This window comes from Pseudomonas sp. 20-5, assembly GCF_056782835.1.
This window is the reverse complement of record NZ_CM165584.1, coordinates 207069-226279: the sequence shown is the minus strand read 5'-3', so window position 1 is coordinate 226279 and position 19211 is coordinate 207069. Positions and strand designations below refer to the sequence as shown.

The 19211-nt window shown below is 67.8% G+C and carries 15 protein-coding genes; 5 read left to right on the top strand and 10 right to left on the bottom strand.

The window, feature by feature from the left end:
* Window positions 1–38 precede the first annotated feature (38 nt).
* The 6 genes from AC1RB9_RS01020 to AC1RB9_RS00995 all read right to left on the bottom strand — a co-directional run bounded on the left by AC1RB9_RS01020 (window position 39) and on the right by AC1RB9_RS00995 (window position 7906).
* Entirely contained in the window at window positions 39–1475 is a 1437-nt protein-coding gene (locus AC1RB9_RS01020; RefSeq protein WP_003083975.1) for an NAD(P)(+) transhydrogenase (Re/Si-specific) subunit beta, read from the bottom strand.
* Entirely contained in the window at window positions 1475–1783 is a 309-nt protein-coding gene (locus tag AC1RB9_RS01015) for an NAD(P) transhydrogenase subunit alpha part 2 (RefSeq protein WP_003083974.1), read from the bottom strand. Before AC1RB9_RS01015 ends, AC1RB9_RS01020 begins: the two co-directional genes overlap by 1 nt.
* Before the next feature lie 75 nt (window positions 1784–1858).
* Window positions 1859–2977, bottom strand: a complete 1119-nt coding sequence (locus AC1RB9_RS01010; protein ID WP_003083972.1) for a Re/Si-specific NAD(P)(+) transhydrogenase subunit alpha — start codon at window positions 2975–2977, stop codon at window positions 1859–1861.
* 646 nt (window positions 2978–3623) lie between these two features.
* Entirely contained in the window at window positions 3624–4523 is a 900-nt protein-coding gene (locus AC1RB9_RS01005; protein ID WP_003112661.1) for a TauD/TfdA dioxygenase family protein, read from the bottom strand.
* Window positions 4524–4590: 67 nt separating this feature from the next.
* Window positions 4591–5493 carry a TauD/TfdA dioxygenase family protein gene (locus AC1RB9_RS01000; protein WP_003118597.1) on the bottom strand — a complete coding sequence of 301 codons (903 nt, stop codon included), beginning with the start codon at window positions 5491–5493 and terminating at the stop codon, window positions 4591–4593.
* Window positions 5494–5533: 40 nt separating this feature from the next.
* Window positions 5534–7906, bottom strand: a complete 2373-nt coding sequence (locus tag AC1RB9_RS00995; protein ID WP_003162949.1) for a TonB-dependent receptor — start codon at window positions 7904–7906, stop codon at window positions 5534–5536.
* Between the two features lie 350 nt (window positions 7907–8256).
* Here AC1RB9_RS00995 and AC1RB9_RS00990 point away from each other — a divergent pair, with 350 nt between their 5' ends.
* A complete protein-coding gene (locus tag AC1RB9_RS00990; protein ID WP_003117232.1) occupies window positions 8257–9174 on the top strand; it encodes a LysR family transcriptional regulator in 918 nt (305 codons plus the stop codon).
* A gap of 23 nt (window positions 9175–9197) precedes the next feature.
* Here the strand turns inward: AC1RB9_RS00990 and AC1RB9_RS00985 are convergent, their stop codons facing one another.
* Window positions 9198–9923 (bottom strand): acid phosphatase, encoded by a 726-nt coding sequence (locus AC1RB9_RS00985; protein WP_003083962.1) that lies wholly within the window; start codon window positions 9921–9923, stop codon window positions 9198–9200.
* Between the two features lie 247 nt (window positions 9924–10170).
* On the opposite strand from AC1RB9_RS00985, the gene AC1RB9_RS00980 reads away from it, so the two are divergent.
* Complete coding sequence (locus tag AC1RB9_RS00980; RefSeq protein WP_003083961.1) at window positions 10171–11529, top strand: OprD family porin; 1359 nt, start codon at window positions 10171–10173, stop codon at window positions 11527–11529.
* 37 nt (window positions 11530–11566) lie between these two features.
* Here the strand turns inward: AC1RB9_RS00980 and AC1RB9_RS00975 are convergent, their stop codons facing one another.
* The 3 genes from AC1RB9_RS00975 to AC1RB9_RS00965 all read right to left on the bottom strand — a co-directional run bounded on the left by AC1RB9_RS00975 (window position 11567) and on the right by AC1RB9_RS00965 (window position 14739).
* Window positions 11567–12448 carry an AEC family transporter gene (locus AC1RB9_RS00975; RefSeq protein ID WP_003107192.1) on the bottom strand — a complete coding sequence of 294 codons (882 nt, stop codon included), beginning with the start codon at window positions 12446–12448 and terminating at the stop codon, window positions 11567–11569.
* Entirely contained in the window at window positions 12445–13260 is an 816-nt protein-coding gene (locus AC1RB9_RS00970) for a TauD/TfdA family dioxygenase (RefSeq protein ID WP_003107194.1), read from the bottom strand. The genes AC1RB9_RS00975 and AC1RB9_RS00970 overlap by 4 nt, the downstream gene beginning before the upstream one ends.
* A gap of 417 nt (window positions 13261–13677) precedes the next feature.
* Window positions 13678–14739: an ABC transporter substrate-binding protein gene (locus AC1RB9_RS00965; RefSeq protein ID WP_003162951.1), complete on the bottom strand. Its 1062-nt coding sequence runs from the start codon at window positions 14737–14739 to the stop codon at window positions 13678–13680.
* A gap of 266 nt (window positions 14740–15005) precedes the next feature.
* Here AC1RB9_RS00965 and AC1RB9_RS00960 point away from each other — a divergent pair, with 266 nt between their 5' ends.
* The 3 genes from AC1RB9_RS00960 (at window position 15006) to atsA (ending at window position 19156) form a co-directional block, all read left to right on the top strand.
* Window positions 15006–16622, top strand: a complete 1617-nt coding sequence (locus AC1RB9_RS00960) for an ABC transporter permease (protein WP_003162952.1) — start codon at window positions 15006–15008, stop codon at window positions 16620–16622.
* Complete coding sequence (locus AC1RB9_RS00955) at window positions 16619–17458, top strand: ABC transporter ATP-binding protein (RefSeq protein ID WP_003117229.1); 840 nt, start codon at window positions 16619–16621, stop codon at window positions 17456–17458. The genes AC1RB9_RS00960 and AC1RB9_RS00955 overlap by 4 nt, the downstream gene beginning before the upstream one ends.
* Before the next feature lie 87 nt (window positions 17459–17545).
* Window positions 17546–19156 carry an arylsulfatase AtsA gene (gene atsA, locus AC1RB9_RS00950; RefSeq protein ID WP_003162953.1) on the top strand — a complete coding sequence of 537 codons (1611 nt, stop codon included), beginning with the start codon at window positions 17546–17548 and terminating at the stop codon, window positions 19154–19156.
* Window positions 19157–19211 lie beyond the last annotated feature (55 nt).

Here is a 19211-nt window from a genome sequence, read left to right as displayed (position 1 = left end):
CCGGCCTGGGCCGGGGTTCTGGTGGACTCAGCGGGGAATCACTCCACCGCCTTGACCATGTCTTCGATGACTTTCTTGGCGTCGCCGAACACCATCATGGTCTTGTCCAGGTAGAACAGCTCGTTGTCCAGGCCGGCGTAGCCGCTGGCCATGGAGCGCTTGTTGACGATCACGGTCTTGGCCTTGTAGGCCTCGAGGATCGGCATGCCGGCGATGGGCGACTTCGGATCGTTCTTCGCCGCCGGGTTGACCACGTCGTTGGCACCGAGCACCAGGACCACGTCGGTCTGGCCGAACTCGGAGTTGATGTCCTCCATCTCGAACACCTGCTCGTAGGGCACCTCGGCCTCGGCCAGCAGCACGTTCATGTGCCCCGGCATGCGCCCGGCGACCGGGTGGATGGCGAACTTCACGGTGACCCCGCGATGGGTCAGCTTCTCCGCCAGTTCCATCAGCGCGTGCTGGGCACGGGCCACCGCCAGGCCGTAGCCGGGGACGATGATCACGCTGTCGGCGTTGGTCAGCAGGAACGAGGCATCGTCGGCTGAACCGGACTTCACCGGACGCTGCTCCTTGGAGCCCGCCGGGCCGCCGGCGTCGGCTTCGGCGCCGAAGCCGCCGAGGATGACGTTGAAGAACGAGCGGTTCATCGCCTTGCACATGATGTAGGAGAGGATCGCGCCCGAGGAGCCGACCAGCGAGCCGGCGATGATCAGCATCGAGTTGTTCAGCGAGAAGCCGATACCCGCCGCGGCCCAGCCGGAATAGGAGTTGAGCATCGACACCACCACCGGCATGTCGGCGCCGCCGATGGGGATGATGATCAGCACGCCGAGGACGAAGGCCAGCGCCAGCATCACGGCGAAGGCGGTGAGGTTGCCGGTGAACATGAACACCAGGCCCAGGCCGAGGGTTGCCAGGCCGAGCACCAGGTTCAGCAGGTGCTGCCCGGAGAACTGCACCGGGGTGCCCTGGAACAGGCGGAACTTGTACTTGCCGGAGAGCTTGCCGAAGGCGATCACCGAACCGGAGAAGGTGATGGCGCCGATGGCCGCGCCGAGGAACAGCTCCAGGCGGTTGCCGGTGGGAATGGTGTCGCCCAGGTGCGCGACGATCCCCAGCGACTGCGGCTCGACCACCGCGGCGATGGCGATGAACACCGCGGCCAGGCCGATCATGCTGTGCATGAAGGCGACCAGCTCGGGCATCTTGGTCATCTCGACGCGCTTGGCCATGATCGAGCCGGCGGTACCGCCGACCAGCAGGCCGACGACGATGTAGCCGACGCCGGTGGTGGCGATCTCCGCGCCCAGCTTGAACACCAGGCCGACGGTGGTGGCCACGGCGATGGCCATGCCGACCATGCCGAAGAGGTTGCCGCGGCGCGAGGTGGTCGGGTGCGACAGGCCTTTCAGGGCCTGGATGAAGCAGACCGAGGCGATGAGGTACAGGAGGGTGACCAGGTTCATGCTCATCAGTGGCCCCCCGCCTTCGGCGCTTTCTTCTTGAACATTTCCAGCATGCGCCGGGTGACCAGGAAGCCACCGAACACATTGACCGCGGCCAGGGCCACGGCGAGGGTGCCCATGGCCTTGCCCAGCGGGGTCACGGTCAGGGCGGCGGCGAGCATGGCGCCGACGATGACGATCGCGGAAATCGCGTTGGTCACCGCCATCAGCGGGGTGTGCAAGGCAGGGGTGACGTTCCATACCACGTGGTAGCCGACGTACACGGCCAGCACGAAGATGATCAGGTTGTAGATCCCGTCAGAAATGATATCCATCGTTTTCACCGGTCTTCAGGGCGCAGGCGCGAGGCGTGCGCATTTATCGTTATCGAAGCTTCCCGACGCAGCGGCTCAGCCGTTCTTGCGCACCGCCTGGCCGTCGCGGCACATCAGGCAGGCGGCGACGATGTCGTCCTCGAGGTTCACGCTGAAGCCTTCGGCGTTCAGGGTGAGCTTGAGGAAATCGAGGATGTTGCGCGCGTACAGCGCCGAGGCGTCCGCCGGTACCAGCGCGGCCAGGTTGCTGTGGCCGACGATGGTCACGCCGTGCCGGACCACGACCTGGTCGGCCTCGGTCAGCGGGCAGTTGCCGCCCTGGGCGGCGGCCAGGTCGATGACCACCGAGCCCGGCTTCATCTCCGCCACGGTCGCCTCGTGCAGCAGCGTCGGCGCCTTGCGGCCGGGGATCAGCGCGGTGGTGATGACGATGTCCGACTGCTTGGCGCGCTCGTGCACGGCCTTGGCCTGGCGCTCCATCCACGAGGCCGGCATCGGCCGCGCGTAGCCGCCGACGCCTTCGGCGCACTCGCGCTCTTCGTCGGTCTCGTAGGGCACGTCGACGAACTTGGCGCCGAGCGACTCGATCTGCTCCTTCACCGCCGGACGCACGTCGGAAGCCTCGATCACCGCGCCCAGGCGCTTGGCCGTGGCGATCGCCTGCAGGCCGGCGACGCCGGCGCCGAGGATCAGCACGCGGGCGGCCTTCACGGTGCCGGCGGCGGTCATCAGCATCGGCATGAAGCGCGGGTAGTGGTTGGCGGCGAGCATCACCGCCTTGTAGCCGGCGATGTTGGCCTGCGAGGAGAGCACGTCCAGGCTCTGCGCCCGCGAGGTACGCGGCGCGGCCTCGAGGGCGAAGGCGGTGATGCCGCGCTCGGCCATGCGGGCGATGTTCTCGTTGTCGAAGGGGTTGAGCATGCCGACCAGCACGGCACCGCTTTTCATCTGGGCCAGCTCGGCGGCGCTGGGCGCGACCACCTTCAGCACCAGGTCGGCGCCGAAGGCCTCGGCGGCGCTGCCGATCGTCGCGCCGGCGGCTTCATAGGCACTGTCCGGCTGGCTGGCGTTGACGCCGGCGCCGCTCTGGACGATCACCTGGTGGCCTTGGCCGATCAGCTTCTTGACGGTTTCCGGGGTGGCGGAAACCCGCGTCTCACCGGCATGGGTCTCGAGGGGGACACCGATCTGCACTCACGAATCTCCTGCGTGATTGTCGAGTAGTCCGGGGCACTGCGGATGGCGCACCGGCTGCGGAGGTCTAGCTCACATACCGCGATTCGCGAACGAACCTTGGCGCGGCATTGTGCAATCGAGCCGAAAAGCCTTCAACAAGTTCTGAAGGCATACGACAGAGAAACTACAAGTCATAAACCGACCAACAATTCCCGCCCATCACCGCCGGGCGCGTCCTGACTGGCGTGCAGCCTATCCGGGGAAGCCCGCGCGAGAATATGACATCCCTGCCGTGAATGACCGGCTATCAGGTCAAGCCGCTACGGCTTCGACGGGAAAATATCCTGCCAGCGCCGCGGAATGGCGGGGTAATTAATGTTTTTAATACGCTGTATCAGCAATCCCTGATGCCTGGCCAAAGTAGCAAAGCAAAACTTTGACTACAAAGTCAGGATCGCCTTTCCATGGGCGCTGCAGGCCAGCTCGTTAGACCAAAGGCGAATTGCCCTATGGGCAGGATAGACGCGAAGAAATGGCAGAACTGCGACAGCATGTCGCAGTTCTGCTAGCTATTCGCCGGAACGGAAGGGGCTCGCCAGAGCGGCGCGCAGCGACCTACGCCGGTCGGCAACGGAGGAGCCGGCGCACGCTGGGGGATGCCGGCTCAGAACGGACGGCTGCCCGCCAGGCTGATGCGCTTCAGGCGCCGCCGCTCGCTGGCCGGGAAGGCGTTGCGCGCATGCAGCACGGCCTGGTTGTCCCACCAGACGATGTCGCCCACCGACCAGGCGTGGCTGTAGCTCAGTTCCGGGCGCGCCAGATGTTCGCGCAGGCGACCGATCAGCGCCTGGCCCCGCGCGGGGTCGTAGCCGGGAATCTCCACCTCGGTGTGGGCGCTGAGGAACAGTACGCGCCGGCCGCTTTCCGGGTGGGTGCGTACCAGCGGGTGCTCGCTGCCCTGGATCGGTTCGATGTCCGGCGTGCGGTAGGTGGCGAAACCGCCGCCGTAGCCGCCCTCGCGCAGGCGGATGAAGGGGTTGTAGTTGATCAGGCGCAGGCCATCGATCTCGCGCCGGGTCGCCTCGTCGAGGCTCTCGTAGGCGCGCGCCAGGTTGGTGAAGCGCGTCTCGCCGCCACTGGACGGCACCTCCAGTGCGTAGAGGAACGAGCCGGAGGACGGCACCGGCGTCCATTGGTGGTCGATGTGTGCCGGCAGGGCGAAGTTGCCCAGTTCGCCGTCGCCGGTGTTGGCCACCTTGACGATGTCCGGCACCTTGCCGTCGCCACCCGAGGACAGCACCGGGATGTCCGCCGGCGGCTGGAACACCGAGCCGAACAGGGTGGCGAAGCGCAAGTACTGCTCATCGTCGAGGTGCTGCTGGCGGAACACCAGGATGTGGTGCTCGCGCAGCGCCTGCTTGAGCGCCAGGACCTGCTCCGGCGCCAGCGGCCGGCGCGCGTCGAGGCCACGGACTTCGGCGCCCAGCGGCGCCTCCAGGGGGGTGATGCGGAATGCCTCGGCGACCTCGGGTTCGGGTTGCCGGGCGGTGGCGGATTGGCTCATGTAAGGGGGCCTCGCGGGTTCGTTCTGCCTGTGGTCGCCCTCCCCGGCGAGGAGAGGGCCGGGTCCGTCATGCCTTCCGGATCGTCCGGCTGCGTTGCCCGTCGATGCCTACCGGCACGTCGCCGCCGAGGGTCACCCGGCGCACCACGCGCGGCTGGTCGCCGTAGTCGTCGATCGCGTAGTGCTGGGTCGCGCGGTTGTCCCAGATCGCCACGTCGCCGGCCTGCCAGCGCCAGCGCACGGTGTTCTCCAGGCGCGTGACGTGCCCCTGCAGCACCGCGAAGAGATGCGCCGAGTCATGCTGCGAAAGACCCTTCAGGCGTTTCACGAAGTGGCCGAGGAGCAGCGTCCGCTCGCCGCTTTGCGGATGCACGCGGACCACCGGGTGCTCGGTCTCGTAGACGGTCGAGGTGAACACCTTGCGGTAGTTCTCCAACTGCTCCACCGAGGCGCTGGGCTTGACCCCGGCGTAGTCGTACTCGTTGCTGTGCACCGCCCAGAGCCGGTCGGCCAGCTCGCGCAGCTCCGCCGGCAGGTCGGCGTAGGCGCTCGCCGTGTTGGCCCAGACGGTGTCGCCGCCGGACTCCGGGGCCACCACGCTGCGCAGGATCGAGGCCTTCGGGTAGGCCTCGACGAAGGTCACGTCGGTATGCCAGGAGTTGGCCCGGCGGCCTTCGGCGCCATCCAGCTCGAGGAGGAAGCGGGTGCCTTCGCGGGACGGCACGGTGGGGTGGGCGACCGGTTCGCCGAGCAAGTGGGCGAAGGCCTCCTGGGTCTGGTCGTCGAGATGGCTCTGGTCCCGGAAGAAGATCACCTTGTGGCGTACCAGGGCGGCCTGGATCGCCTCGACGGTGGCGGCGTCCAGTTCGCCGGACAGGGTCACGCCGCGAATCTCCGCGCCGATCCGTCCGGCGACCGGCCGGACGTCGAGCCGTACCGGCGTGGCGAGGGCTTGTGCTGCATTGCTCATGTCATGTTCCTCATGCGTGGGGTACTGCGTGGGTGAAGGCTCAGAAGTCGTAGCGCAGCGATACGCCGAGCGTGCGCGGCTGCCCCACCGATGCGGTGTAGGAGCCGTTGATGCTGGCGAAGGCGCTCAGGTAGTAGTCCTTGTCGAAGGCGTTCTTCAGCCATACCGAGGTGTCCAGTTGGCCGTCGCCGAGATCGCTGCGCAGACCGGCGGCGAGGTTCACCAGGGCGTAGCCGTCGATCTTCGAAAGGTCGGAGTTGTCCAGCGTGCCCTCGGCGGCGGAGCGGTAGGCGTAGCTGGCGCTGACGTAGGGTTGGAAGCGGTCGTCGAGGCGCCACTGGTATTCGCCATTGAGATTGGCGATCCATTTCGAGGCGCCGACCACGCGCTGCCCGGTGAGGTCGCAACTGCTCGGCGCGCCGGGCCGGGTGCTGACTTCCGCAGGGCACGGGGCATCCTTGAACGACAGGTAGGTGACGTCGTTATAGGAGCCGTTGAAGTTCAGGGTCAGGCCGCGCAACGGCAGCGCGGTGGCCTCGAACTCCAGACCACGCGAGCGCACGCTGCCGGCGTTGGCCAGCACCTGCACCAACTGGGTCGAGCCCGGCGCCTGGTACAGGGTGGTGGCCTGGTAGCCGTGGATGCCGGTCCAGAACAGGTTGGCGTTGAGCAGCAGGCGCCGGTCGAAGAGCGTGCTCTTCAGGCCCAGCTCGGCGTCGTTGGCGCGCTCCGGTCCGACCAGCAGCGAATCGGCGCCGGCGCTCGGTGCGCTGCCCACCGCCAGGTTGACCCCGCCGGACTTCTCGCCGTGGGACAGGCTGGCGTAGCCGAGCAGGTCGTCGCTGAACTGGTAGCTGAGGCTGAGCAACGCCGAAGGGGCGAAGTTGTACTGGCTGAGATCGCCGGAATCGTAGGCGCCGAGCTGGCCGTTGCGCACCGCCGCGCCGACCCCGCCGACCGCCGCGCCGCCCAGCGGAGCGAAGCGCTCGACCTTGGCGTTCTTCTCCTCGTAGGTACCGCGCAGGCCGGCGGTGAAGTCCAGGCGTTCGGTGAGGTGCCAGGTGCCCTGGGCGAACAGCGCGAAGCTGTCGGTCTCGATCTTGCCGTTGGCCTTCGAGTAGGTGTCGTTCAGCGCGCCGAGATTGGCGCCGAGCAGGTACAGGTCGGCCAACGGTCCGTAGGAGGTGAAGGTCTTGTTGCCGAGGTTCTGCCTGAACGCGTAGGCGCCCACCACGTAGTCGAAGGCACCGCCGGTGGGCGAGGCCAGGCGGATCTCCTGGGAGAACTGCCGGTCGTGCACTTCCACCCCGGTGTCGTTGATCGCCGAGACGTTCAGTTGCTCGTCGTTGGCCGGGGTGAAGTGCCAGTAGCGGTAGGCGCTGATGGAGGTCAGGCGGTAGCCGCCGGCGAGGTTCCAGTTGGCCTCCAGCGAGCTGCCGCCCTGGTGCACGCTGACGTGCTGGCGGCCGTTGATGTTGACCTTCCTGCGCTGCGGATCGCGCAACGGCGAAGCGCCGACCAGCGCGGCGCGCTGCCAGAAACGCTCGGCGCCGCCGTAGACCACCATGCTGCCGTTGCTCGAATCCTCCTCGTTGTAGTCGGCGATCCAGCGCAGGCTGAAGTCCTCGTTCGGCTCGAACAGCAATTGCCCGCGCGCGCCCTGGCGCTCGCCGCCGTTGAGATAGTTGTCGTCGTGGATGTTCTTGATGTAGCCGTCGTCGCGGGTGCGATAGGCCGAGAGGCGTCCGGCGAGGGTTTCGCCGAGCGGCCCGGAAACCGTGCCGCGGCCCTGGAAGTAGCCATCCTGCCCGCCGGAGACCTCGACGGTGCGCTCGGTAGTGAAGGTCGGCGCGCGGGTGCTGATGTTCAGCACCCCGGCGGTGGTGTTCTTGCCGAACAGAGTGCCCTGCGGACCGCGCAGCAGCTCCAGTTGCTCGATGTCCAGCAGGTCGAACACGGCCATTCCCGGGCGCCCCAGGTAGACGTTGTCGAGGTAGATCCCGGCGCTGCCTTCCAGGCCGTCGCTGGCGGGGTTGTTGCCGATGCCGCGCACGGCGACGCTCGACTGCCGCGCATGGATGTAGGCGACATTGACGCTGGGCAGCACCTGCTGCAGGTCCTGCACCCGGGAGATGCGCTGGGCCTCGAGAGTCTCGCCGCCGAGCACGGTGATCGGCGTCGGTACCTTCTGCGAATCCTCCTCGCGGCGACGCGCGGTGACGGTAACCTTGCCCAGGGCCGTATCGGCCTTGGCCGGTGCGCTGCCGGCCAGCGGCGGCGCCTCCTCGGCGGGCGCGGGAGCATCGGCGGCACTGGCCGGCAACGCACCGCCGAGGGCGAGCAGCAGGGCCAGGGCGTAGTCGGAGCCGCCGGGCGGCGTTCGGCGGAGCGGCAAGCGGTAGTGATACTTCATCGTGAATGTCCTCAGTTCCGGCACAGCCGGACGCAGGCAGCAGGCGGCCATGCCGCGCAAGGCAGCGATCTGGCGAAAGGTTCGAAGGGGGGGCGGCGGACGGCTCAGCCCCGGGCGACTGTCAGGGACGACAGCCGCCGGCGACGCGGAAGGGCATTCGGAACGGCGGAGGTGGCGCGGCAAAGGCACGGTGGACCATGTTCAGCTCCTGGGGTCTATCTATGCTTATTACTAAATCGCATATTTTTCTAATTTGTTCTTTGTTGACGGAATAAGAGCTTGCATTTAAAACCAGCACATCCCGAACGGCAAATGCCTTTGTCCAATATTTCCAATGCCGGTAAAGCATCATGGATCTGCGCCAACTGCGTTACTTCATTGCCCTCGCCGAACACCGCAGTTTCGTCCGCGCGGCGGACGCCATGGGCATCACCCAGCCGGCCTTCAGCCGCAGCATCCAGGGCCTGGAGCAGGAGCTTGGCTGCCAGTTGGTGGACCGTGGCAGCAAGGACCTGCGCCCGACGCCGGAAGGCCAGGTGGTGCTGCAACACGCGCTGAGCCTGGTGCAGGGGTCGGCCAACCTGATCCACGAGATCGCCCAGTTGAACAAGCTGGATGCCGGCGAGCTGCGCTTCGGCAGCGGGCCGGCGCCGGCCCAGCAACTGGTGCCGGACGCGGTGGCCGACTTCATCAACCGCCACCCGCGGGTGCAGATCAGCCTGGACGTGGACAACTGGGAAAAGCTCAGCCGCTCCCTGCTCCGCGAAGAGATCGAATTCTTCGTCGCCGACATCCGCGACTTCGAGGCCGACCCGAACTTCCAGACGCGCCCGCTGACCCCGCGCCGCGGCCAGTTCTTCTGCCGTCCGCAACATCCGCTGCTGGGCAAGGACAGCCTGTCCACCAACGACCTGTTCAACTACCCGCTGGCCTCGACCCTGATTCCCCCGGGCATCCGCAAGCTGCTGGCGAACCTCAGCGGCAAGATCGACTTCGCCGCCAACATCCGCTGCGAGAACATGCACGCGCTGATCCGCATCGTCCGCCAGACCGACGCCATCGGCATCGCCAGCGACGAGACCCTGCGCCCCTACCTGCAGCGCGGCGAACTGCAACCGCTACAGTGGCGCAACCTGCCGCAGAACCTGGATAGCCTCAGCGCCCGCTGCGGCATCATCAGCCGCAGCGGCTACCGGCTTTCGGCAGCGGCCAAGGCGATGATCGAGACGCTGGTGGAACTGGACCAGGCGCAACACGCGGCGGCCTGAGCCGCCGCGCGGTTTCCCTTCCTCTACTGGAGTTTCGGCAACCCCAGCGCGCCGCGCAGCTCCTCGCGCACCGCGGCAAAGTCGGCGGCCACCGCCGGATCGGCCAGCAGGCTCGCCACCAGCGCCGCGGCGGCGGTCTGCCCGCCTTCCAGGTCGCTGGGGAAGTGCACGCCGGCCAGCACCCGGCTCTGCGCATGCTCCTCGGCGCGAGCGAAGAACGCATCGTGATGCTCCGGCACCAGCATGCTCAGCAGCGAGGCCTTGAAGTAGCTGTCCATGGTGTGGCCGCTGGGATAGGACTCCCCCTCCGGCGGCGGCAGCACCGGCTTCACCTTCGGTGTCACTTCGTAGGGACGCGGGCGGGCGAAGTGCTTCTTCGCCGGCATCAGCACCTCGACCAGGTTTTCCTGGGCGCGGTTGAAGAAGCTCCGGGTCAGCGGCAGGCGTTCCTTGTCGAACGAGGCGCCCAGCAGGTCGCCGGCGAAGGGGAAGACGTTGTCCTCCCACTGGTCGTGGGCGCGTACCCGGCGTACCTGTTCGGGCGTGCGCAGGCGTTGCGCCTCCAGCACCGCGCCGAGATCGGCGACGGCCGCAGCCGAGTCCGCCGCCGGCGGCGGCGGAAGGTAGTCGGCCAGGCGCGGTGGGTGGGCCAGCGGATAGGGCGCGGCGGCGGTCTCCCCGAGACAAGACAGCGGTGCGAGCAGCGAAAGGCAGAGCAAGAGCGAAGGGCATAGGGTCTTGTTGTTCATGAAGCGTATTCCCTGAGGCGAGGTTGCATCGGGAGCCTAGGCTCCCGCCCACGGCCGTTGCGGATGACGGCCGACGCCACACTCTCCGTCGGTGACTTCCGAAATGCTTGACCCGGCCTGCCGTTGCACATGCCTGCCCCTGCCAATGGCAGGCCCCGGCAAAAGCCGAGGCAGGGAAACACAAGCGGCCTGCGGAGCGACTTCCGAGACTGCGCCCACCTGGCACTCAGGTGGGAGAAAACAATAAATGCAAAATCTCAGACGTGCTGTATTCGCCGGCCTGGTCGCCGGCACGCTTTCCGAAGGGGCGGCCGCGACGGCCGGGGATGGGGGCTTCGTCGAGGACAGCGAACTGCAGTTCCTCGCCCGCACCTACTACTTCAACCGCGACTACCGCGACAGCCCGAACAACGCCGGGCGCAACCGCTTCAAGCCCAGGAGCGAGCGCAACGGCTACCGCGAGGAAACCACCCAGGGCCTGCGCCTCCAGTTCGCCTCCGGCTACACGCCGGGCAGCCTCGGCTTCGGCCTCGACGCCCATGCCATGCTCGGCCTGCAACTGGACAGCGGCGGCGGCCGCACCGGCACCGGCAACCTGCCGGTCGGCGCCGACGGCCATCCCGACCATCGCTACGGCAAGGTCGGCGGCGCCCTCAGGCTACGCCACGGCGAAACCCGCCTGAAGTACGGCCAGACCACCACCAGCGCGCCGGTGTTCGCCGCCAGCAGCAACCGCACGCTGGCCGGCATGGCCTACGGCCTGCTGCTGGAGGATCGCTCGTTCGACGGGCTGCTGCTCGAGGGCGGGCGCTTCACCGCCGCCTCCGGCCCCGGCGAATCCAAGGTCCGTGGCGACATCAGCACCGTCTACGGACGCCTCGGCGCCTATCCGGTGCGCCTCGACGCGGTCGGCTTCCTCGGCGGTCAATGGCAGGCCACGGAGCGGCTGCAACTGTCGCTCTACGCCTCGCGCTTCGACGACATCTGGCAGCAGGCCTATTTCGGCGCCAGCCATCGCCAGCCGCTGGGCGGGGAGCGCGCGCTGCGGGTCGACCTCGACGCCTACCGCACCCGCGACAGCGGCCAGAGCCGCTTCGGCCGCATCGACACCCTGGCCAGCTCCCTGGCCCTGGGCTACGAACAGGGACCGCAGCGCATCACCCTGGCCTACCAGCGTGTCCATGGCGAGCAGCCGTTCGACTACATGGCCTTCGGCGACGGGCGCTCCAGCGCGTCCATGGTACTGGCCAACTCGGTGGGCTACTCCGACTTCAACGGACCGGGCGAGCGTTCCTGGCAATTACGCTATGACCTGGACCTCGGCGCGCTCGGCCTGCCTGGGCTCAGCCTGCACGCGCTGCATGCCCGCGGCCGTGCCGGGGCCAGCGCCAGCAGTGCCGCCGAGAGCATCTACGCCGGACTCTACGGGCGTGACGGGCGGCACCGGGAAAGCGACCTCGGCTTCGCCTATCGGGTCAAGGCGGGCCCCCTCGCCGGCCTCGCGCTGCGCGCCTCGCAGGCCTGGCACCGGGGCAACGCGAGCTATCTCGACGGCGACATCGACGAAACCCGGCTGGTCGTCGATTACTCCCGCTCGATCTGGTGACGCCCCGGGCCGCCCCGCGGGGCGGCCCGGATCGTCTTCACGCGCGCGGCAGCAACTGGATGAACAAAGGCGTGGAGAGCAGCACCAGCAGCGTGGTGATCAGCACCATGCCTGCCACTTCGTTCACCGGTCCGTCGTAACGCTTGGCCAACAGGTAGGTGAGCACCGCGGTCGGCATCCCGCACTGGATGGCGAAGGTGCCCGCCGCCACCGCCTCCATGCCCAGGCCGGCAGCGATCCCATAGCCGACCGCGAAACCGCCCCAGACCCGCACCAGAGACAGCAGCAACGGCCGCCAGGTCTCGTGCAGGCGCAGACCGGCCAGCGACAGGCCGAGCATCACCAGCATCAGCGGCACGGTAATCCCACCCAGCAGGCGGGTCACATCGCGCAACGGCGGCGGCAGGCTCCAGCCCAGGGCGATCAGGCCCAGCGCCACGGCCAGGGCATAGATCATCGGGTTGCGCAGGATGCTCGCCGGGGTGATATCGCCCGAGGCGAACCAGACGCCGAGCGTCGCGTGGCCCACCTGGATCAGGGTGGAGAACGCCACCGCATACACCAGCGCCTCCTCGCCGAAGGCCAGGTAGGCGATGGGGATGCCCATGTTCCCGGAGTTCGGCAGCATGATCGACGGCAGGTAGCGCCGCACCGGCATCCGCAGCAGGCGCAGGGCGACCAGGCCCAGCAGGGCGAACGCCAGCACCGCCAGCGCGGTGGCGAGGAACACCCCGGCCACCATGCCAATGGACAGGCCGGGGCGGTCCAGCGACGACAGCAGCAGGCAGGGAAAGCCGACGTTGGCCACCAGGAACACCAGCGCGCGGGTATCCACCGGCCCGGCGGAACGGCTCCAGGCGAAACCGATCCCGGTGCAGATCAGGATCGGCAGCACCACCGCGACGAACTGTGCGATCACAACCCCACCTTGAAGCCCAGTTCCAGCTCCGCCCGCAGGCGGCCGTGGCCGTCGAAGTTGAGCCGGCGCATCTCGCGCAGTTCGTTGGCGCAGAAGGCAGTGCGCCCGTGCAACACCGCGGTGTTGTCGAGCACCAGGATTTCCCCCGGCTCGAGCTTGATCCGCAGTTGGCAGGCCGGATCCTCGAGCGCCGCCACCAGTTCGGCGAAGGCCTCCACCGCCACAGGGTGCTCGACCACCTCGGCCGCCCCGTCGTTCTGCCGGAACTTGATGCCCAGCGCCTCGCCGTTCAGGCGGAACACCGGCTGGGTGCTGCTCTGGTGCTTGCGCACGATGGTCAGGGCGTCGCCGCGCAGCAGGCCGAGATGCTTGGTCGGCATGCGCCGGCGCAGGCGCTCGAAGGCCAGTCCGGCGCTGGCCAGCAGGGTCTCCCCGCCCTCCCGGGCGTTGCGCACGCATTGCAGGCTGCACAATTGCTCCGGGGTGTCGAGAAAAGCGCCGTCGGTGTGCAGCTTGTGCTCCAGCGGCGTGGAGCCGAGGTAGCCGCTGACATACCGCGCATTGCTGATTGGCACGATGCCGTCGGCGTCGGCGCGCGGGTGGGGGGCGGCGCGGCCGAACAACTCCTTGAGCGCGAGAAGTTCCTGCCTGTCTTCGCCCTGTTCGCTGCGCAACAGCAGGAAACCAAACTCGTTGAGGGTCCGGATGATCGCCGATTGTTCCTGGCGGGATAACTTCACCAGCGTTCTCACCGAAACTTTCACGCGTTCGAGATCGAGTGTCGCATCGAACAATTTGCTATCGAGATTCATATGACCGCTCTCCTCCGGAAGAAAATCAGGAATGCCGCCGACGCGCAGGGCGAGGCCCGGCGCTGGCGCCGCGCTGTCGTAGTGATGGGCAGGCTAGATGCGGGACGCGGCGGTTCGCCGCGAGATACTTGGAGTTGTTTCCGGGGAGGGTCGGGAGAATTGTCGGAAGGGAAAACTGGAAGAATTGGCAGTGCCGATTTTGTATCTGAATATATGGGGCGATTAACGAACGAAATGATCGCGGAATAACCTGCGGATTACCCGCGTGAAACTTTCATGACGCGATATACGCAGAATCCCCGACCAACGGCTGGATACTTCGCTCGATCCAGTCATTGGTTGGGTCGGTGCAAGAATCTCGAAACATATTACAAATTGCTACGAAACGGCGCCGCCTCGGCCGTCCCCGGCTCGGCGTCACTCCGCCGCCTGCGCCACGGCCTTGGCCTTTGCCAGCTTGCCGGCCGCCTCCAGCAGTTCCGGCGCGGCCCACTGCTCGGCGCTGAATTCGCGACGGATCAGGCCGAAACGCTTGGCCGCCTGGATCGAAGCATCCAGCCGGCCAAGGAAATCGGCGTCCAGGCGCGGCGACAGGGCGTCGCCCAGCTTGCGGCCACGGTACTCGCTCTGCAGGATCACCACCGGGTAGCTGGCCTGCTTCGACACCAGTTCGATGTAGGCGTCGCGGTTCTCCTCGCGGGCCAGCCAGTCCTGGGCCTGCAACTGCACCTTGAGCAGCCGCTCGGTGATGTCCGGATGGGCATCGACGAAGGCTCCGGAGCCGACCAGCAGCGCCTGCAGGGTGCCGGCGCCGTTCAGGTCGCGGGTGCTCAGCGGAATTTCCGCGAGCCCGCGGTCGCGCAGGGCGAACAGTCCGGCCAGGCCCCAGGTGGCATCGATCTGCCTGGCTGCGAGGGCGGACAGGGCGGCGCTGAAATCGAGGTTGATCACCTTCAGGTCCTTCTCGCTGAGACCGACGCTGGCCAGGGCATTGTCGAACGACAACTGGCTGGCGGTGCCACGGAAGATGCCAACGCGCTTGCCCTTGAGATCCTCCAGGGTCTTGATCCCGGAGCCCGGCTGCACGCCGAGATAGTGGTTGACCCCTCGCGCGGTAGCGGCCAGCAGGCGGCTGTCCAGGCCTCCGGACTTGCCGATGATCGCCGCCAGGTCGCCGAGGTAGGCGAAGTCCACCTGGCCGTTGGCGAACGCTTCGTTGACCACCGGGCCGGCGCCCTTGAAGAAGCTCCATTTCACCGCGATGCCGTCGTTGGCGAACTCCTTCTCCAGCAACTGGCGGGTGTAGAGCACGTCGACCACGCCGCCGCCCGAGTGCGAACTGCCGGCGCTGACGTCCGGCACCGCGATGCGGATTTCCTTCGGCGGAGCGGCGCTCGCCAGCGGCACGTAGGCACCGAGCAGGCCGGCGAGCACAGGCGCGGCGAACAGACCGAGCAGGGAAGACCTAAGCGCTTTCATGGGGCGGCTCCTTGGAACGGGAAGAGAGGGATTCCCGCCGGGAGCGGGTGTGCGGCTAGCTATGCACAGCGGCGCCTCGAAAATAAATAATAAAAATTCATTTTTTTATAACCAAAAGCAGTATGACAGGCCGCACGGGCCTCTCCGCGTCATATGCAGCCAGAGCATGGAAAATATTCTCCAAATGCATTTGCCGCTGCCTGGTGCCTTTCTTTAAATGGCCCTTCTTAGCGAAAAAATGCATTGATTTGGCGATTTATATTCCCATGAAGAATATCGATAAAACCCTTTCGCCCGCCTGGAGCCGGCCCCTGCCGCGCCTGGCGCCGCCGCCCTCCGCGGCTTTCGCCCGGCGCCTGGGGGACGGCCTGCTGCCCTGGTTGCTGCCGCTCGGGCTGGCGCTGCTGTGGTGGGTCGCCAGCCATCGCCACTGGATGTCGGCCCAGGTGCTGCCAACTCCCGAGCTGGTCTGGCAGAGCGCCCGCGAGTTGCTCGCCGGCGAACTCTGGAGCGAATTGGCGATCAGCCTGCGGCGCCTGGCCTGGGGCCTGCTCGCCGGGGTCGCCAGCGGCGCCGCGCTAGGCGCCTGGCTAGGCTTCAGTCCGCGTGCCGAGCGCCTGGTCTTCCCCACCTTCAGCGCCCTCGCGCAAATCCCCACGCTGGCCTGGATCCCGCTGTTCATGCTGTTCTTCGGCATCGGCGAACTGCTCAAGCTGGTGGTGCTGGTGAAAGCGGTCGTGGTGCCGGTGACCATCCATACCCTGGTCGGCGTGCGCGACGCCCAGCCCAAGCTGCGCGAAGCCGCCGCAGTACTGCGCCTGCCGCCACGCCTGCTGGTCTGGCGGCTGATCCTGCCGGCGGCGCTGCCGGCCTTCCTCACCGGGCTGCGCCTGGCCCTGGCGCAGGGCTGGACCTCGCTGCTGGCGGTCGAGTTGCTGGCTTCCAGCGAGGGTATCGGCTACCTGATGGTGCAGGGCCGGCAACTGTTCATGCTCGACATCGTGTTCGTCTGCATCCTCATCATCGGCCTGGTCGGGGTGGGCATGGACCGCGCCATCCAGTGGCTCGACCACCGCCTGCTGCACTGGCCGCAAGCCGCCACCGGCGAATTCCGCCGGCGCCCGCCGGGACGCGGCTGGCAGCGCCTGCAGGTCTGGCTGCCGCCGCTGGCGCTGCTGCTCCTGTGGCAGTCGGCGAGCAGCGCCGAATGGGTCGATCCGGCGATCCTCGCCAGCCCTCTGGAAGTGGCGCGGGCGACCTGGAGCGGAGCGCTCGACGGCAGCCTGCCGGGCGCCCTGTTCGACAGCCTGAAGCGCACGCTCGGCGGCCTCCTGCTGGGCGGCGGCCTGGGTTTCCTCGGCGGCCTGCTGCTCGGCCTGTGGCGCCCGGCGGAACGCTTCTTCGGCCCCACTTTCGCGGCACTGCGGCAGGTGGCGATCTTCGCCTGGGTGCCGCTGCTCACCGCCTGGTTCGGCCTGGGCGAACCGGCCAAGCTGACGTTCGTCGCAATCGCCGCCTTCTTCCCGCTGCTGCTGGCCACCCAGCGCGGCATTGCCAGCCTGCCGCCGAGCCTCGGCGAGGCGGCCCGGGTGCTGCGCCTGGGTCCCTGGCGAAGGCTGCTCCGGCTGGTCCTGCCGGGTGCCGCCCCGTCGGTGTTCGCCGGCCTGCGCCTGGCGCTGATCTACGCCTGGCTGGGAACCATCGGCGCCGAGTACTTCATGCCCTCCGACGGCGGCATCGGCAGCCTGATGATCGGCGCCCAGCAACTGTTCCGCATGGACCTGATCGGCGCCGGCATGCTCCTGGTCGGCCTCACCGGCGCCCTGCTCAATGCCCTCGGCCAACGCATCGAAGCGCGCGCCACGCGCTGGAGACACGCATGAACGCATTCACCGCGCCCGCCACGGGCACCCCGCTGGTCAGCTTCCGCCAGGTGCGCAAGCACTTCGCCGTGGACGGCCGGCGACTGGAAGCGATCCAGCAGTTCGACCTGGAGATCGGCGAGGGCGAGTTCATCGCCATCGTCGGCGCCAGTGGCTGCGGCAAGTCGACCCTGCTGCGCCTGCTGATCGGCCTGGACCGCGACTACGACGGCGAGATCCGCGTCGACGGCCGGCCAATCGCCGGCATCGGCGGCGAACGCGGCATCGTGTTCCAGGAGCACCGCCTGTTCCCCTGGCTGACGGTGCAGCAGAACGTCGCCCTCGGCCTGGTCAACGAAGCCCTTGGCGAAACCGACAAGGCGGCGCGGATCGACGAATACATCCGCCTGGTCGGCCTGCACGGCTTCGAGCGTGCCTACCCGCACCAGTTGTCCGGCGGCATGGCCCAGCGCGTGGCGATCGCCCGTGGCCTGGTGGCCAGCCCGCGCCTGCTGCTGCTCGACGAGCCGTTCAGCGCCCTCGACGCACTGACCCGCCAGCAGTTGCAGGAAGAGTTGCTGGCGATCCGCCGGCGCACCCGTATCACCACCCTGCTGGTCACCCACGACGTCGAGGAGGCGCTCTACCTGGCCGACCGGGTGGTGGTGATGGAGCCGCGTCCGGGGCGGATCAGGCGGGTGGTCGAGGTGGGCCTGGCGCATCCGCGCGAGCGCGGTGGCTTCGACTTCCTGCGCCAGCGCGAAGCGCTGCTGCACGAACTGACCGCCGACGGCGAGTACGTCGCGCCGCCGCCGCGACGGGTGGAAAACCTGCCCTTCGAATTCCTCGCTTGCTGAAAAGCCCCTTGCCCTGGCCCTTTCCCCCTGCGGGAAGGGCGGGGGCGAGGGCCCCACCTTCTCCTCCCATCCAGACGAGACCCGCGCATGAGCAAACGCCCCAACTTCCTGGTGATCGTCGCCGACGACCTGGGCTTCTCCGATATCGGCGCCTTCGGCGGCGAGATCGCCACGCCGAACCTCGACGCCCTGGCCATCGCCGGCCTGCGCCTGACCGACTTCCACACCGCCTCGACCTGCTCGCCGACCCGCTCGATGCTGCTCACCGGCACCGACCACCACATCGCCGGGATCGGCACCATGGCCGAGGCGCTGACCCCGGAACTGGAAGGCAAGCCGGGTTACGAAGGGCATCTCAACGAGCGCGTGGTGGCGCTGCCGGAGCTGCTCCGCGAGGCCGGCTACCAGACCCTCATGGCCGGCAAGTGGCACCTCGGTCTGAAGCCGGAACAGACGCCCCATGCGCGTGGTTTCGAGCGTTCCTTCTCGCTGCTGCCGGGCGCCGCCAACCACTACGGCTTCGAGCCTCCCTACGACGAAAGCACTCCGCGCATTCTCAAGGGCACGCCGGCGCTCTACGTGGAAGACGAGCGCTACCTCGACACGCTGCCGGAGGGTTTCTATTCCTCCGATGCCTTCGGCGACAAGCTGCTGCACTACCTCAAGGAGCGCGACCAGAGCCGGCCGTTCTTCGCCTACCTGCCGTTCTCCGCGCCGCACTGGCCACTGCAGGCGCCGCAGGAGATCGTCGAGAAGTACCGCGGCCGCTATGACGCCGGCCCAGAGGCGCTGCGCCAGGAACGCCTGGCCCGGCTCAAGGAGCTGGGCCTGGTGGAGGCAGACGTCGAAGCCCATCCGGTGCTCGCCCTGAGCCGCGAGTGGGAGGCCCTGGAGGATGAGGAACGGGCGAAGTCGGCGCGGGCGATGGAGGTCTACGCGGCGATGGTCGAGCGCATGGACTGGAACATCGGCAGGGTCGTGGACTACCTGCGTCGGCAGGGCGAGCTGGACAACACCTTCGTCCTGTTCATGTCCGACAACGGCGCCGAAGGCGCCCTGCTGGAGGCCTTTCCGAAATTCGGCCCGGATTTGCTGGGCTTTCTCGACCGGCACTACGACAACAGCCTGGAGAACATCGGCCGCGCCAATTCCTACGTCTGGTATGGCCCGCGCTGGGCCCAGGCGGCCACCGCGCCGTCGCGCCTGTACAAGGCGTTCACCACCCAGGGCGGCATTCGCGTGCCAGCGCTGGTGCGCTACCCGCGGCTAAGCCGGCAGGGTGCGATCAGCCATGCCTTCGCCACGGTGATGGACGTCACCCCGACCCTCCTCGACCTCGCCGGTGTCCGCCACCCAGGCAAGCGCTGGCGCGGCCGCGAGATCGCCGAGCCGCGCGGCAGGTCTTGGCTGGGTTGGCTTTCCGGCGAGACCGAGGCGGCCCACGACGAGAACACCGTGACCGGCTGGGAGCTGTTCGGCATGCGTGCGATCCGCCAGGGCGACTGGAAGGCGGTGTACCTGCCGGCCCCGGTGGGCCCGGCCACCTGGCAGCTCTACGACCTGGCCCGCGACCCGGGCGAGATCCACGACCTCGCTGACAGCCAGCCGGGCAAGCTGGCGGAGCTGATCGAGCATTGGAAGCGATACGTCAGCGAGACCGGTGTCGTAGAGGGGGCTTCGCCTTTCCTGGTGCGATAAGCGGAACCTCTCCCCTCGCCCTCTCCCTTCAGGAGGGAACGTCTGGCCAGAAGGT